The sequence below is a fragment of the Cytobacillus horneckiae genome (assembly GCF_002835735.1).
GTDB lineage: Bacteria > Bacillota > Bacilli > Bacillales > Cytobacillaceae > Cytobacillus > Cytobacillus horneckiae.
Map to the genome: position 1 here is coordinate 96,663 of NZ_PISD01000030.1, position 15,384 is coordinate 112,046.

At 39.2% G+C, this 15,384-nt stretch carries 13 protein-coding genes and 1 pseudogene; 9 read left to right on the forward strand and 5 right to left on the reverse strand.

What is annotated here, in order from left to right; translation table 11 throughout:
- Nucleotides 1-16 precede the first annotated feature (16 nt).
- Together CWS20_RS13890 and CWS20_RS13895 are read right to left on the reverse strand one after the other, a co-directional pair.
- A complete protein-coding gene (locus tag CWS20_RS13890; RefSeq protein WP_066189494.1) occupies nt 17-1,069 on the reverse strand; it encodes an NAD/NADP-dependent octopine/nopaline dehydrogenase family protein in 1,053 nt (350 codons plus the stop codon).
- Nucleotides 1,070-1,084: 15 nt separating this feature from the next.
- A complete protein-coding gene (locus CWS20_RS13895; protein ID WP_066189492.1) occupies nt 1,085-1,753 on the reverse strand; it encodes a GntR family transcriptional regulator in 669 nt (222 codons plus the stop codon).
- A 518-nt stretch (nt 1,754-2,271) separates the two neighbouring features.
- On the opposite strand from CWS20_RS13895, the gene CWS20_RS13905 reads away from it, so the two are divergent.
- From CWS20_RS13905 to CWS20_RS13920, 4 genes are all read left to right on the forward strand, one after another.
- On the forward strand, nt 2,272-3,267 hold the full coding sequence (locus CWS20_RS13905; protein WP_066189490.1) for a LacI family DNA-binding transcriptional regulator: 996 nt from the start codon (nt 2,272-2,274) through the stop codon (nt 3,265-3,267).
- Nucleotides 3,268-3,453: 186 nt separating this feature from the next.
- Complete coding sequence (locus tag CWS20_RS13910) at nt 3,454-4,854, forward strand: hypothetical protein (protein WP_066189486.1); 1,401 nt, start codon at nt 3,454-3,456, stop codon at nt 4,852-4,854.
- On the forward strand, nt 4,854-6,275 hold the full coding sequence (locus tag CWS20_RS13915; protein WP_066189483.1) for an aldehyde dehydrogenase family protein: 1,422 nt from the start codon (nt 4,854-4,856) through the stop codon (nt 6,273-6,275). Before CWS20_RS13910 ends, CWS20_RS13915 begins: the two co-directional genes overlap by 1 nt.
- 11 nt (nt 6,276-6,286) lie before the next feature.
- The gene (locus CWS20_RS13920) at nt 6,287-7,480 is read left to right on the forward strand and encodes an iron-containing alcohol dehydrogenase (RefSeq protein ID WP_066189480.1); all 1,194 of its coding nucleotides are present in this window, start codon (nt 6,287-6,289) and stop codon (nt 7,478-7,480) included.
- Between the two features lie 73 nt (nt 7,481-7,553).
- Here CWS20_RS13920 and pcaC read toward each other — a convergent pair whose 3' ends face one another.
- The 3 genes from pcaC to CWS20_RS13935 all read right to left on the reverse strand — a co-directional run bounded on the left by pcaC (nt 7,554) and on the right by CWS20_RS13935 (nt 9,697).
- A complete protein-coding gene (gene pcaC / locus CWS20_RS13925) occupies nt 7,554-7,937 on the reverse strand; it encodes a 4-carboxymuconolactone decarboxylase (RefSeq protein ID WP_241504185.1) in 384 nt (127 codons plus the stop codon).
- A 237-nt stretch (nt 7,938-8,174) separates the two neighbouring features.
- Entirely contained in the window at nt 8,175-9,083 is a 909-nt protein-coding gene (locus CWS20_RS13930; protein WP_066189474.1) for an NAD(P)-dependent oxidoreductase, read from the reverse strand.
- 38 nt (nt 9,084-9,121) lie between these two features.
- Nucleotides 9,122-9,697 (reverse strand): GntR family transcriptional regulator, encoded by a 576-nt coding sequence (locus CWS20_RS13935; RefSeq protein WP_083957124.1) that lies wholly within the window; start codon nt 9,695-9,697, stop codon nt 9,122-9,124.
- Between CWS20_RS13935 and CWS20_RS28335 the strand changes: the two genes are divergently transcribed.
- The 5 genes and pseudogenes from CWS20_RS28335 to CWS20_RS13960 all read left to right on the forward strand — a co-directional run bounded on the left by CWS20_RS28335 (nt 9,645) and on the right by CWS20_RS13960 (nt 14,596).
- Nucleotides 9,645-9,800: a hypothetical protein gene (locus CWS20_RS28335; protein WP_157090476.1), complete on the forward strand. Its 156-nt coding sequence runs from the start codon at nt 9,645-9,647 to the stop codon at nt 9,798-9,800. The genes CWS20_RS13935 and CWS20_RS28335 overlap by 53 nt on opposite strands.
- 230 nt (nt 9,801-10,030) lie before the next feature.
- Nucleotides 10,031-11,032, forward strand: a complete 1,002-nt coding sequence (gene galE, locus CWS20_RS13940; RefSeq protein WP_066189471.1) for a UDP-glucose 4-epimerase GalE — start codon at nt 10,031-10,033, stop codon at nt 11,030-11,032.
- 441 nt (nt 11,033-11,473) lie between these two features.
- The gene (locus CWS20_RS13950) at nt 11,474-13,153 is read left to right on the forward strand and encodes a DUF6044 family protein (protein WP_066189464.1); all 1,680 of its coding nucleotides are present in this window, start codon (nt 11,474-11,476) and stop codon (nt 13,151-13,153) included.
- 20 nt (nt 13,154-13,173) lie between these two features.
- A pseudogene (locus tag CWS20_RS13955) lies at nt 13,174-14,082 on the forward strand (glycosyltransferase family 2 protein); the annotation flags it as partial.
- 79 nt (nt 14,083-14,161) lie between these two features.
- Nucleotides 14,162-14,596 carry a GtrA family protein gene (locus tag CWS20_RS13960; protein ID WP_241504186.1) on the forward strand — a complete coding sequence of 145 codons (435 nt, stop codon included), beginning with the start codon at nt 14,162-14,164 and terminating at the stop codon, nt 14,594-14,596.
- Nucleotides 14,597-15,384 lie beyond the last annotated feature (788 nt).

Consider the following 15,384-nt stretch of genomic DNA (forward strand, 5'->3'; position numbering starts at 1 on the left):
ATAGATTCAAAGACTATTAACTATATTGTGTCAGTCCTCCTAGAGAGGCAATGCCCTCCTTGGTTATTCCATTAAAATTGACCCCCTCTGTCCTAAAGTCTCTATTTATTAGTAGTGAAGCGGTTTCAATAATTGAATCAGTATAAGGGGTTTTTATCCCGACTTTCCTCCCTAATTCCGATATAGGGACAAGGCCATAAGGTATATCCTCAGTAATATATCTTTGATTTAATGTAGTCGGAGCCATAGCATCTGGGAATAACCCTGGTAATGCGTCATATAAGCTTGAATAATTTGTTCCATAGAACTCATTCAAAATAGTTAAAATATCTTTCGTTTGAACTTTGAACAAATCTGCAATATCTTTCCTTTCTTTATCTAGCTTTTCGATATAGGTAACCGTTAATGGTGAAACACCATGACCATAAAATTTGAATTCTTCAGAAGCATCTATCCTGCTGGCGTTAAATAAAGTTATTGGGGTATGGATAACAACATTCGTATTGTTTAAGGAAGTTTCAAAGATATTATTTGCTGGTATTAATTGTGGGAATGCTTCTAAAAACGTTTTCGAGATGGAAAGATTCATTGGAGTGGGCATAACACTAATTTGGACATTATTCTTAATTTTATTTATATAAACTGTTCCTACATTATCTGCTTTACTAACAAATGGCATTGCACTCGTTTCTGCAATAGTAATATTTTTTTCATCAATTATCGGACCCAAAATCTCTTTACATTCTACTGCCCCCCAATAACCGGGAAAGATAGCGATGGTTTGATTACTTTGTAAAAACGGTTTAAGTTGTTTAAAAATTGGTTTGTGTCCAAAGGAAGTAGTCGTGATTATAATAAATTCAGCATCTTTAATCACTTCTTCAATATTAATCGATGCTTCTATAGATAACCTAGCTGAATACATCCCCTTAAGTTCAAGACCTCTATGTGAAAGTACTTCTACCTTTTTAGGACACCCGCTGTATAATTTCACCTTTTTCCCTTGGAGTGTGAGGTAGCATGCGATTGCTTGACCTGTGTTACCTGCTCCGATAACTGCAAATGACATAATATCCCCCTTTACCTACACATTATTAATTGATTCTTCATACTGTTCAACGGCTTTTATAGCTTGCTCCATCGAATCTAAAACATGGTTTTTTATAGCGATTTCTGCATTTAATTTATCCTTTTTAATAATGTAATCAAGAATAATTTCATGCTCCTCTGACGTTTTTTTTGTATCAACAAAATAGGCTAACCTTTTATATCTGGCAATACGATCATTAAGCTGCATTAAGATTTTTACAGCTGTATTGTTATGACAAAGGTGATAGAGTGCCGTATGAAATTGGCTTCCAAAATGGTCAACATCTTCAAAGTTTGTTTCACCTGAGTTTTTAACCATTATTACTAAATAGGAAAGATGCTGTATTTCCTTTTCTGTAATATTTTCAATTGCTTCTAAAACAACAATTCCTTCTAGCATGCTACGGACTAAAAATAATTCCTTTACTTCTTTCACAGATACGGGGGCTACTTTTAAACGTCCATTTTGTTGCCGAATAACTAATTCCTCTAGTTCTAATCTTTGTAGAGCTTCTCTAAGGGGCGTTCTACTCACCTCTAATTCACTTGCTAAGTCATCTTCAATAATTGCTTGACCTGGTTTGAACTCACATGAAATAATCCCTTTTTTTAACTTGGTATATACAATGTCCTTTGCTGAAACCCTAGATACCCTTTTTCTCATTTGCGTAATTTTCACCCCCTTCAGTATAACTTTATATTTGTATACAATTATATTAATTCATAATATTCTTAATGTAAATAAAATTCTGATAAAAATAATGATTAGAAATTGATTAATTCTAATCAAGCTTGGTTCTCCCCTTAAGAAATAAGGGTTTTTTTAGGGTAAAGCCTGAATGCTGACTATAAATCTTATCAGGAGTTAATTGTGCTATATCTGACTTGGTTACAACAGGGGAAATGTGATGGGTTTTTTTCAAAAAAGCCTTGCCGTTCTCGCCTGGTGTCGGGTAATTCAGATAAATCAGCAGCCGCACGCGTCCGGCCAACAAACCAGCTTTTCAAAGTAAGAATTCGCCCTTCAGAATTCTTGCCTATTAATATAATCTGAGATTAAAGCCTCCCTATTCTATTGCTGTTTTTCCAAACCACATCCCCCCTTCTCCCTCTTAGCTATTTCTGGTAAAATAAATAATACCCACAATGAACGAAATCCATAACGCAAGGAGGAAGAAGCCATTGGTATCATCTAAAGATGTTGCAAAACATGCCGGCGTTTCGCAAACGACTGTTTCGCGTGTATTGAATACACCACATCTCGTAAAAAAGCCTACCGTAGATAAAGTAATGGCTTCCATTGATGAGCTAAACTATATCCCAAATGGGCATGCGAGGTCGCTTGTGCAAAATAAAACGAATACGATTGCGCTTTTATCAGGACCATTGCACAATCCTTTTTTTGTTGATACGACACAGGCGATTGTGAAATATGCCAATGATAAAGGGTATCGGGTGAATGTTCAGTTTGTGAATGATCAAAAGCTGAATGAAGCCTATGCATCAGCGGTTGAAAATAAAGTAGACGGCATTATTATGTCTTGTATTTTGATTGATGATCCGATTTTTGAGAAGTTTGAACGAATGGATTTGCCTTTCATTACTTACAACCGTAAGCATAAAATGAATAAACACTTTGTTGAGATTGATAATTTTGAAGCTGGTTATATGTCTGCCAAGCATATGATTGAACTTGGCCATAAGGAAATTGCCTGGATAGGCGGCCCGTTAACTGTCAGCACATTCAACAATCGTTATGATGGTTTTTTGCAAGCAATGAAGGACTATAAGCATCCATTATCAGAAGACTATGTGATTCAAACTGACACATCCAAGCAGGACATCACTAAAGCATTTAATGAAATGTTGACATTAAGACAACCCCCTACTGCTTTTTGTGCAGCAACAGATTCGATTGCAATGAATTTAATTGATGATGCGTCTAAAGCAAATTTATCGGTGCCAAATGATTTAAGTGTAATTGGGATTGATAATGTTGATATAACCAGCCACAGCTTGATTCAACTGACTACTATCGGCAGTATTTCTGAGCAAAATTTAGGCTATTTGGCGATTCGTGAATTAATCGAAATGATTGAAAATAAAAAAAATAGTTGCGTAAAAATCACTGAATCTGTTAAAGTATTCAATAGAAATACAACAAAGGCATTTCAGTAATTTTTTATTACCACAAAATGAATACGTAACCATTAAAAAGTTTACCCCATTCTCTCGCCTCGTGAATGATTAAAATCTTCACGAGGTTATAAAACTCGTAAAATGGTTACGTATTCATTTAAAGGTTATTTTTTCAAAATTTAAACTTGTAAGGGTTTACACTCACAATTAGGAGGAGCATTGTTCATGAAATGGAAGAATCGTCAATATGGAGAAGAATCTCCATACATACCAGCTGGACCCTTTAAAATTCGTATACCTTTTATTCATTATCGTTTTGAATGGCCTGATTATGTCCAAGGGTTACTAATGTGTGCCGTTGATTTATCTGCCATTCCCATTTTAATCGAGCTGTTAGGGATGCCTTTTGAGGTCGCATTAGCGATTGTTGTATTAAACGGACTTTTTTATTTATTGCATCATTTACTTGGTGATCCAGCGGTACCGGGCTGGATTACACCTGCAATTCCATTGATTATGCTTTATTGCCAGCAATTCCCTGAAGGGCCTGAGCGGGTTCACGCTTTAATTGCCTTTCAAATGACGCTCGGGATACTATCTTTAGTATTAGGAGCAACCGGTTTAGCTTCAAAGGTTGTGCGCTTGATTCCTTCTGCATTAAAATCAGGAGTTATTCTTGGCGCAGGGTTTGCCGCGGTTATTTCTGTCTTCCAAATTGGCGGAAGATTCGAAGCTTTCCCTTGGACGATAACGATTGCAATTGGCCTTGGTTTCTATCTATTATTTTCAAAGCATTTTGCCACTTTTCAAAATCGCAACCGCTTTTTGGGCACCATTGCCAAATTAGGTGTTTTTCCAGTCATTCTGTTAGCTGTTTTTATCGCACCGCTCTTTGGCGAGGCAGCCTGGCCAAAAATTGAATGGGGCTTTTCATCCCCCGATTTCATTACTTTATGGAATGAATACACAATTTTCGGTTTAGGCTTTCCGCCTTTAATGATGTTCCTTACAGGATTGCCTACTGTATTAGCAGCCTATATTGTTCTATTCGGTGATGTACTGCAAACGAAAGCGTTAGTTGAAGAAGGCGCAGCCTCACGTCCTGATGAAAAAGTTGAGTATAGCCCTAGCCGCGCACACTTAATTTTCGGAATGCGCAATAGTGCAATGAGCGTCATCGGTCCCGATGTGACAATGGCTGGTCCATTATGGTCTGCTATGCAAGTAGTCATGGTTGAACGGTTTAAAAAAGGCCGTAAAGCGATGGATTCATTCTTTGGCGGTGTCGGCTCATTCCGTTGGGGCACCAATACTGGTTTATTCCTATTACCTATTGTTAGTTTAGTCGAGCCGATTTTAGGTGTAGCAATGGCGCTAACAATGCTGGTGCAAGGATATGTCAGTGTAAAAGTAGGTATTTTAGAAGCAAGAAGTCAACGTGATTTAGGCATCGCAGGCATTATTGGGGCTGTCCTTTCCATAAAAGGCGCTGCCTGGGGATTTGCCGTCGGTATCATCCTTTGCTTCCTTATTTATGGAAAAGACTTCTTTAAAGGTGAAGTAGATGATACATTCACAAAAGACGCAGACACTCACGATGAAAATCAAGAGAAAAAGGTGATTTGATGAAGAAACAACTATATGTCAATGGAGAATGGAAGGATACAGCGAACTTCGCTGACCTCCTCTCCCCGTATACAAAAGAAGTCATTGCACAAATTCCGCAAGCAACTGAGGAAGAAGTGAATCAAGCCATTTCTGTGGCGTATCGCACGAAAGAAGCGATGGCGCAGTTAACAGCTTATGAACGTGCAGCCATTCTTGAACAGCTTACACAATTATTTATCGAAAACAGGCAAAAGGCTGCTGAAATCATCTCATTGGAATCAGCAAAGCCATTGAAATATGCGCTTGGTGAGATTGACCGCACGATTGAAACATATAAATTTGCAGCCGAAGAAGCAAAGCGCCATACTGGTGAAATGATCCCGATGGACGCGGCTAAAAATGGCACAAATCGCTTCGGTTATACAATTGAACAGCCAGTTGGCGTGATCGGTGCGATCACACCGTTTAACTTCCCGCAAAATCTGGTTGCACATAAAGTAGGGCCGGCGATCGCTGCCGGCAACCCCATCGTCTTAAAGCCAGCTTCACAGACACCGCTTTCTGCGTTATTTTTAGCAGAATTATTGGATCAAACAGCACTGCCGAAGGGCGCTTTCAATGTCGTCACCGGCAGCGGGAAAACGGTAGGAGATGCGCTAGTAAACAGCGATCTTGTAAAAATGATTACCTTCACAGGCAGCCCTGCAGTCGGCATCGGCATCAGAAACAAAGCCGGATTAAAGAAGGTCGCACTCGAACTGGGCTCTAACGCTGGTTTATTGATTGATAGAAATGTAGATTTAGAGGAAATTATCCCAAAATGCGTTATGGGAGCCTTCTCAAATCAAGGCCAAGTGTGCATTTCACTACAGAGAGCCTATGTAATGGAAGATTTATATGATGAATTTATTTCAGCTTTCAAAGAGGCAACGATAAAGTTAGTTGTTGGCAGTCCAATGGACGAGGCAACTGATTTATCTGCGATGATCCATCCGGCTGAACAGGTCCGTGCACTTAATTGGGTAGAGGAAGCCGTTGAAAAAGGCGCTGAAGTGATTACTGGCGGAAAGATAGAAAACGGCATTTTCATGCCAACCATTTTAACGAATGTCGACGCGGCTGCCAAAGTTTCATGCCAGGAAGTATTTGCCCCTATCGTCATTGTGAACCGGATTTCTTCGATTGATGATGGGATCACAGCAATCAATGATTCCTCCTATGGCCTGCAGGCAGGAATTTTCACGAATGATATCAAAACAGCATTCAAGGCATCGGAACAGCTTGAAGTAGGCGGCGTCATGATTAACGATATCCCAACCTATCGAGTGGACCAAATGCCATACGGCGGCGTGAAAGAAAGCGGAACGGGTAAAGAAGGATTAAAATACGCCATCCAAGAAATGACCGAAACGAAATTAATTGTCTGGAATAATAACTAGGAGTGATCAATATGTCTGAAAAACTCACATTTGCACCGATCAGCTATACAGGCTGGGATTCACTTTCCCATCTAGTAGAGGAAGTAAACCGCTTTAATGTCAATAAAATTCTCGTCATCACTGACCCATTTTTACAAGACATTGGTTTGACCGATAAAGTGACAGCACCGCTGAAGGAAGCAGGATATGCAACAGATGTATACACTGAAGTCGTGCCGGAGCCTCCTCTCGTAGTTGGAGAAAAGCTCGTTGCCTACACACGCGACCACCAATTCGATATGGTCATTGGTGTCGGCGGCGGCAGTGCGCTCGACCTTACGAAGCTGGCAGGTACAATCGCCGCCCATGAAGGCGACGTTGCCGACTATTTAAACTTAACAGGCACGAGACAAATTACTAAAAAAGGCTTGCCAAAAATTCTCATCCCAACTACATCCGGAACAGGATCAGAAGTCACGAATATTTCTGTACTATCGCTCGAAACAACAAAAGACGTAGTCACTCATGATTTTTTACTAGCTGACGTTGCAATTGTTGACCCGGCATTAACGATGTCCCTGCCGCCTAAAGTAACTGCAGCTACAGGGGTTGATGCACTTACACATGCCATTGAAGGCTATGTTTCCAAAAATGCCAGCCCAGTAACAGATGCACTGGCACTGCAAGCAATTCGCCTAATCAGCCAATCCATTCGCACAGCCGTTTCCAACGGTAACGATAAACAGGCACGCATCGACTTAAGCTATGGAAGCTACTTAGCAGGCCTTGCTTTCTTCAATGCAGGTGTTGCAGGTGTTCATGCATTAGCATATCCACTAGGCGGCCAATTCCATATTGCTCATGGTGATTCTAATGCCGTCTTGCTCCCATATGTAATGGGCTATATTCGCCAAGACTGCGAAAAGTGCATGAAGGATATTTACGATGCAATGGGATTCAGTTCGACTAACCTTTCTCAAGAGGAAGCAGCTTATCGATGTGTCGATGAGTTAAAGCGATTAGTTGAAGATGTCGGAATTCCTTCTTCACTAAAAGGGTTTGATATTGGGGAAAATGCACTTACTTCATTAACTAAGGATGCTATCAAGCAAACTCGTTTACTTGCTCGCAGCCCGATGCCGCTTCATGAAGAAGATATCTATACTATTTATCATGCTGCTTATGAAGGAAAGGTTGTTGAAAAGCGCAGTGTTTCAATGAGTTAGTTTGTAACTGGAAAACTTCCATTATCAACCGATAAGCCAGCTATAAGGAGCTGGCTTATCAAATTTATCCTTTTTATACATTCTCCATTTCATCAAAAACCTCTTTAGCCATTCTAAAACTGTCAATTGCAGCAGGGACACCGCAATATATGGCCGTCTGTAAAAATACTTCCTGAATCTCCTCCTTAGTCAATCCATTATTAATTGCACCTCTTACATGAAGCTTTAACTCATGAGGTCTATTTAAAGCAGTAATCATAGCCAGATTAATTATACTTCTTGTTTTTCTTGGCAAACCAGGCCTAGCCCACACCTCGCCCCAGCAGTATTCAGTAACCAGCTCCTGCATGGGCATATTAAAATCATCTGCATTTTGAATGGATTTGTTCACATACTCTGAACCTAGTACACTTTTTCTGATTTCTAAACCTCTTTCAAACTTTTCTTTATTCATCATTATTCTCCTCTCACTTATATGAAAAGTGCAGGGTGGATTCTTTATGGAATGAGCGACGCTTTTGCGTTTTGATACCACTTTTTGCGCGATTCTCGGAAAAACTGGTTTCTTTCTTTACTAAAAAAAATAGACTCTGCTTTCACTCAATTTATGCGATTTGAACAACGATACCTGTCAACTCTTCGTTTAGAACCCTTTATATCGTGCTCTAGGAATGCCTAATTTATGAGATCATTCTCACGTGAAAGCCTCCTTACTTTGAAGTCTGTCATTTGAAATTCTTTCTAAGAACTTTATTATCTCGGTGTGATCTTGTTCAAGGTTCCCACTTATGCTGGCGCCTTCATAAATTTGTTCAACAAGGGAAGCTAAAAGCACAGGGACCTTCATATCCTTCGCTATATTCGTAACCATCCCTACGTCTTTAAGCAATAAATCCAGTGAAAAGCCCGAGTTAAAGCTTCTTGGCAAAATAAACGAAGGGAACTTGTAATGTGTAGAAAAGCTTTGTCCTGAACTGCTATTAATTATCTCTAGTGCTACCTTTTGATCAATTCCCAGTTTTTTTATTAACATCATCGCCTCGGTTGTCGCATATAAAGACGTGGCAGACAGGTAATTGTTAATCGCTTTCAGCGCATGCCCTGAGCCCGTTGAACCGACATGATTTACTTTTTTTCCCATAACCCTTAATATAGGAATCGCTTTCAAAAAATCCTCTTCCTTATCAGCTCCCACCATAATTGTCAGCGACCCTTCTTTTGCCCCTTTCACACCGCCAGAAACAGGGGCATCTATCAAGGTGATGCCTGAAGCCCTCCCCTTTTGAGCAAGCTCTTTCGTACTAAGCACATAGGCGCTGCTCATATCGATAATTGTCCCGCCTGTTTTCATCGAATGAAGCAAACCACCATCGCCTAATACCACCGACTCAACAATCGAAGAATTAGGTACCATCGTAATCACCACTTCATGCTGCATACCTAGCTCCTGTATAGAGGCAGCAACCACCGCTCCCCTTTCGCTGAGCGGTTTGGCTGCCTCTGAATTTGAATCGTACACAGTTAATTCATACCCTGAGTCCAACAAATTTTCTGCCATGTACCTTCCCATTTTACCGACACCAATAAAACCAACCTTTTTCATTGATTCAGCTCCTTTGTCACTCGACCCTTTTCTCATCATCATTCCGGAAATAAAATATCCAACGAGGCGATTGAACGAATCTCCTGTTCATGGATGGCCCGCTTTCCAGATGTCATATCCTTTTCCATTAAGGCTTTTGCCTGTTTCTTATGTTCAGCTAGAGAAGATTGTAAATTATCTCCCTGTGCCATGGATATCATTCTAAACGGACGAGCAGACCTCCTTAACGATGAATACATTTCACTCAAAACTTTGTTACTGGCGATTAAAAATATGAAGCTATGAAACTTTTCATTTAAATCATAGTAAACTTCAATATTCTTCTCTTCGACTGCCTGCTCTTGCGCTTGGATAACATTCTCAAGATTTGCAATAGCTTCTGCAGTTACGTTCACCATCGCTTTTTCCATTGCGATTTCTTCCAAGCGATAAATGACATCATACAGTTCATGAATATCCGACTTTGAAAATCGCCGAACTACCACACCTTGATAAGGAATTCTTTGTACCAGCCGATCCCTTTCCAGCATTAGCAGCGCTTCCCTCACAGGAGAATGACTCGTGTTAAACTCCTCTGCAATTGCTGATTCGACAAGACGTTCACCTGGGTTCAATATTCTTTTGCCAATCCTATTTGAAATTTCTTCTGCAATGATAATTGCTGTTGTTTTCTTCGTTGATGTAATGGGATTTCACTCCTTTCATTATTTAAAATAAGATTATCGATAATATTATATATTAAAATATATATTATTCTGAAAATTTAGTCAAACATATTCTAAAAAAACAATGTCTCTCTATGATATAAAAACAAACCCCTAGTTCTTGAACTTGGAGGCATGAGATTCAAACTTCATTTAATTGATTTACGAAATTCCCACTCGAATCCTGTCTGAATATTTCATGATTTCCTAGCATATAAAACTGTCAGGATAGGAGTGATGGATATGACGGTTTTAGTTATTGGAGGAGCAGGCTATATTGGATCACATACAGTGGATCTGCTAATAAATAAAGGCTATGAAGTAATCGTTTTAGACAACTTGCTTACCGGTCACAGAGAGGCTGTTCATGAGGAAGCGACACTTTATGTAGGAGATATCCGCTCTCTTGAGGATTTAAATGCTGTTTTTTCAAACAAGCGAATTGAGGCAGTATTCCATTTTGCTGCTCAATCAACTGTTAATGAATCTGTGAAAAATCCAATGCAATACTATGAAAATAATGTATATGGAACAATGAACTTATTAAAGACGATGGAAAGCTCTCATACTAAATATTTGATTTTTTCTTCTTCTGCGGCTGTATATGGGAATGCCGGAAAAGCACCTATTCCAGAAACCGCTCCGCTTGCTCCATTAAACCCTTATGGAGAGACAAAGCTTGCGATGGAAAGAATGATTACATGGTGGGCAGCATCATCGAAAAGCAAATACATCTCTCTGCGCTATTTCAACGCAGCTGGAGCAAAGAGCAGTGGTGAAATTGGCGAAGACCATGCAATTGAAACGCATCTAATCCCCATTGTATTGCAAACCGCACTAGGCAGAAGAAAAAAGATGTATATTTACGGTGAAGATTATCCAACTAGTGACGGAACATGCATCCGTGACTACATTCATGTGGAAGACTTAGCCGAGGCTCATCTGCTAGCCCTAACCTATTTGCGAAATGGCGGCGAAAGCAATGTTTTTAATTTAGGCAATGGTTCGGGGTATTCAGTGAAAGAAGTGATTGCAGAAGCTGAAAAAGTCACTCATGCCAATATTCCAATATCAATAGCGCCTAAAAGAGCAGGAGATCCGGTTTGTTTAGTAGCAGCTGCTGAAAAAGCACAAAAGGAACTTCTTTGGCTACCAAAAAAATCGTCACTCCGTCAGATAATAAATGATGCATGGAAGTGGCATAAATATAACCCTGACGGATTTAAAACGATTGCTAAAATGTAAAATACCTTAAATAAGCGCCATTTTTCGAATCTGGTCTCTTTAAAGCAAAAGGACCCTGCAAAAAGCAAACTTTCGTAGTTCACAAGTCATCAATAAGCTGGAATGCAGAATGCCTTCTCGCGGGAAATTCCTCTTGAACGCCCAAAAACGGCTGGAGTCAAAATATATTCCTTTATGGATAGCCGGAGCAACTTCTGAATCCGGCTTTTCTTTCGATTTTCCACCCATTTTTTCGATTTCTAACTTAGAGCATACTCCCCGCAAGCCTCCATCTCTTCTCCCCTAATAGAACAGCATACAGCTAAACTAATCTAGGCAAATTTATACCTATGGATAAAAAAGCCTATCCCGAAAATTGGGCAGTACAACAGAATATTATCCTTTAAGAAGAGCACCTTATAAATAACTTGAAAATAACTTCATTTATTTATTGAGGTGTAAATGTTGCGTGTGAAGATAACAAAAGAAAAAAGACTTATTTTTTTTGCCTTTATTTTATTGGCTGTTTTTGTCTCCCCCTTGTTTATTTTAGGAGAGAATGCGCATATTCGTGTACATGACAATTTAGATTCGAATCTAGCATGGTATAAAGTATTGGCTGAAAGCGGCCAAATGACAGGTCCGGTTGATGCCACTATACCTCAAGTTATGAATGGAAACCTATCGCGGAATGCCTTTGGGACGGAACTAAGCTTAATTGTTTGGCTGCATGCGTTTTTTCCAACAATGATTGCCTATGCACTCAGTCAAACGATTACAAGGATTTTTGCATTTATCGGCATGTATTTGCTGTTGAAAGATCATTTTTTACGTGAAGAAAAATGGCTTGCAATTAATGTATGTATCGCCTTGGCATTTTCCTTTACACCATTTTGGCCGTCGGGTATGTTAAGCACGCTCGGCATGCCACTCGCCTTGTGGGCATTCTTAAATATTCGCAATGGAAGGATATCATGGAAAGATTACCTTGTGTTAACGCTTCTCCCCTTCTATTCGAGTATTGTTCTTGGATTTTTCTTTTTCTTAACTGCCATGGGATTTTTTTGGCTCACGGATGTAATTAGAGGAAAGGGATGGAATTGGCGTTTTCTGTTTTCAATCGTCTACATGACGCTTGTTTATGGAATTACAGAATATCGGCTTGTCTACTCTTTTTTATTTGACCATGTGCCAAATAGCAGGGACGACTACTTTCATGCACGGCTCACCTTTTGGCATTCATTCAAGCTTACATTCAAAAATTTTGCTTTAGGCCATACACATGTGATGACGGTGCATACGCTAGTCATCCTGCCTGTCATGCTTATCGCTTTATTCATTGTTATAAAAAATAAACAATGGGTTCGAGAAAAGGTATTTATATTTTTATTCATTTTGAATTTTGCTTTATCAGCTTGGTATGCATTTTGGTTTTACAAAGGTTGGCTGCCTTTGACAGAACGCTTTCATTTTTTGGACACCTTCAATTTTGCCAGATATCATTTTCTCAGACCGCTAATCATTTATGTGCTCTTCGCAGTATCCTTGAAGATTCTTTTTTACCAAGGTCGGGCGTGGAGAAAAGCAGCAATTGCCTTGGCAATCGCACAGGTTTTCGTTGTGTCTTTTTTTAATGAGGAAATTATCTTTCATGATAAACCAACGGTTAAACAATTTTATGCGGTTGAACAGTTTACTAAAATAAAGAACTATATAGCACTTCCCCAAACAGATTATAGAGTAGCAAGTATTGGGCTTCATCCGGCCATTGCACAGTATAATGGCTTCTATACTTTAGATACCTATAACAATTTCTATCCTATCAGTTATAAACAGCAATTCAGAAAAATTATTGAGAAGGAACTAGAAAAAAACAAACGAATCCGCATCTATTTTGACGAATGGGGCGGACGTTGCTATTTATTTACTGACGAACTCGGCAAGCATTATATGTTCAAGAAAAAATCTAAAAAAAGAATTCAAGATCTTGAACTTAATATTGACGCCTTTAAAGATATGGGCGGCAAGTACATTTTTTCATCCGTCCCGATTGACAACGCTTCTGAAAATAAGCTGATTTTAGAAAAAGTTTTTGAATCAAAAAGCTCTATATGGAAAATCTACCTTTATAAAGCAACATAAGAGTCAGGGGGGCAAATTAAATGGAAAATCCTGTGCTGACAATCGTCGTTCCTTGTTTTAACGAACAGGAGGTTCTGCCGGAGACGATGAAACAGCTCAATCAATTTTTAACTCAGCTTATCGTCGAAGAATTAGTATCGGAAAAAAGCAAAGTTTTATTTATTGATGACGGCAGCAAGGATGACACATGGACAATCATTTATAAATACAGTTTAAATCATCGGCATATACGGGGATTAAAGCTATCACGAAACGCAGGACACCAAAACGCGCTTCTTGCCGGACTTTTCACAGCTGTAGAAACGTCTGATTGCCTCATCTCCATTGATGCAGACTTACAAGACGATATACACGTTATGAAGGAATTTATCATGAAATATCACGAGGGCAATGAGATAGTATACGGAGTGAGAAAAAAACGCGACAGTGACACATTTTTTAAACGCAGCACTGCCCAGGCATTTTACAAGCTTATGAAAATAATGGGGACAGACCTTATATATAATCACGCTGATTTTCGACTTATGAGCAAAAGGGCGGTTCACGAATTAAAGCATTTTAGCGAAATCAATATGTTTTTAAGAGGAATTGTGCCACTCATCGGCTTTAAATCTGCCAATGTCTATTATGATCGCAAAGAACGGCTTGCCGGTGAAACAAAGTATCCGATAAATAAAATGCTCGCGTTCTCTCTTGAAGGCATTACCTCATTCTCCGTCACACCCATCCGCCTTGTTGTATTAATTGGGTTTTTAACGTTTTTTATCAGTATTATGTTTGGCGTTTACTTTCTCAGTCTTAAGTTTTCCGGAAGAACTGAATTGGGCTGGACATCACTCATCGCATCAATTTGGCTAATTGGCGGTTTGCAGCTCATTGCGATTGGCTTAATCGGTGAGTATATCGGAAAAATATATAAGGAGTCTAAATGAAGACCAAAATATATCATTGATATCGATACCTTAAGCATGCCAATCCCCCACCACTTAATCAATGATGAAGGAAAATATGATGAACACGCTAACGCTCATTTTAGAAATCTTCCAGAAACGAACTAATTCATTTATCCGCTTTTTAATGGTTGGTCTAGTGAATACCGCAGCTGGGCTCTCCATCATGCTCTTACTCATGAATGCTGCAGGATTTTCTTATCGGATATCCACTTTTTTTGGAAATAGTGCCGGTGCATTCCTTAGCTTTTATTTAAACCGCAGCTTTACTTTCCAAAGCAACGCAAGCTCCAAAAAAAGTGGCATCCGATTTATTGCAGCCATTCTTGTTTGTTATTTATTTTCCTTTTCAGTCAGTCATCTGCTCACCACTCAGTACAACCAATTCTTTAGCAGTCTACCTATTAATGGAAAAAACGCAGCAATACTCATTGGTACAGGCATTTATTCCATTTCGAATTATTTTGTTCAGAAGCTTTATGTGTTTAAATGAGCTAGGACATAACTAAATGAACCATTCCTAACACTGAAAATAAAGCATGTAAATAAATAGACCGATCTATTACGAAACTCTAAATCAGAATTTCCCGCATGATAGTTCGGTTTTTTCGTTGGCTGAAATACATTTGTCCCAGCCTCTTGTGTATGTTCTCAATTAACCTAATTATTATTAGCTATTGTTTCAGCATTATTCTTATCAACTGCTTTAGTTACTACTGTAAGTGCATCGTCTGAAGGTGATTTACATAAAGACGAATTAACAGAATGCTATAACATAAAAAGTGTAGACTCAAACGTGTTATTTACAAACAAACAGCCAATGGAAATTGGGGGGCTACTGGTAGAAGGTGTAGCAATGGTTCTGCCGTTACTCAAAATAGTGCATTTAATTATCCTTCTTCAAACACTGGAGTTATAACGTATCTACTACATGGGTTCCGGTTGATTTAGTAGCAGATACTACGCATGTAGGGAATGTTTCCAGAGTTGATTTAACTCGTGGTTCTAGTAAATGGGTATTACAATTTAATAACTATGTCCGTTAGTTTTTTATCAAGGACTATTAAAAGGATTGACAAAGGTGTACTACCTTTGTCAATCCTTTATTTTGGTTAGATTATTAATTGACCTCCCAAAATGTCCCCTTGGAACATGGGCCCTGGGGCCTCGATCCAAAAGGAAACGGAAGCGCTAACTGGAGGCGGAGGAGACGGGAACGGGCTTCTGTGCAAAACCATGCTCCCTTTAACGAACTTTAACTACCAAGGTACACTTCTCTCA

Coding starts and splice junctions, on each gene's coding strand:
- galE (WP_066189471.1), top strand. CDS start 10,031: ATGACGGTTTTAGTTATTGGAGGAGCAGGCTATATTGGATCACATACA.
- pcaC (WP_241504185.1), bottom strand. CDS start 7,937: ATGATGAATAAAGAAAAGTTTGAAAGAGGTTTAGAAATCAGAAAAAGT.
- CWS20_RS13960 (WP_241504186.1), top strand. CDS start 14,162: ATGATGAACACGCTAACGCTCATTTTAGAAATCTTCCAGAAACGAACT.
- CWS20_RS13915 (WP_066189483.1), top strand. CDS start 4,854: ATGAAGAAACAACTATATGTCAATGGAGAATGGAAGGATACAGCGAAC.
- CWS20_RS13950 (WP_066189464.1), top strand. CDS start 11,474: ATGTTGCGTGTGAAGATAACAAAAGAAAAAAGACTTATTTTTTTTGCC.
- CWS20_RS13890 (WP_066189494.1), bottom strand. CDS start 1,069: ATGTCATTTGCAGTTATCGGAGCAGGTAACACAGGTCAAGCAATCGCA.
- CWS20_RS13930 (WP_066189474.1), bottom strand. CDS start 9,083: ATGAAAAAGGTTGGTTTTATTGGTGTCGGTAAAATGGGAAGGTACATG.
- CWS20_RS13920 (WP_066189480.1), top strand. CDS start 6,287: ATGTCTGAAAAACTCACATTTGCACCGATCAGCTATACAGGCTGGGAT.
- CWS20_RS13895 (WP_066189492.1), bottom strand. CDS start 1,753: ATGAGAAAAAGGGTATCTAGGGTTTCAGCAAAGGACATTGTATATACC.
- CWS20_RS13910 (WP_066189486.1), top strand. CDS start 3,454: ATGAAATGGAAGAATCGTCAATATGGAGAAGAATCTCCATACATACCA.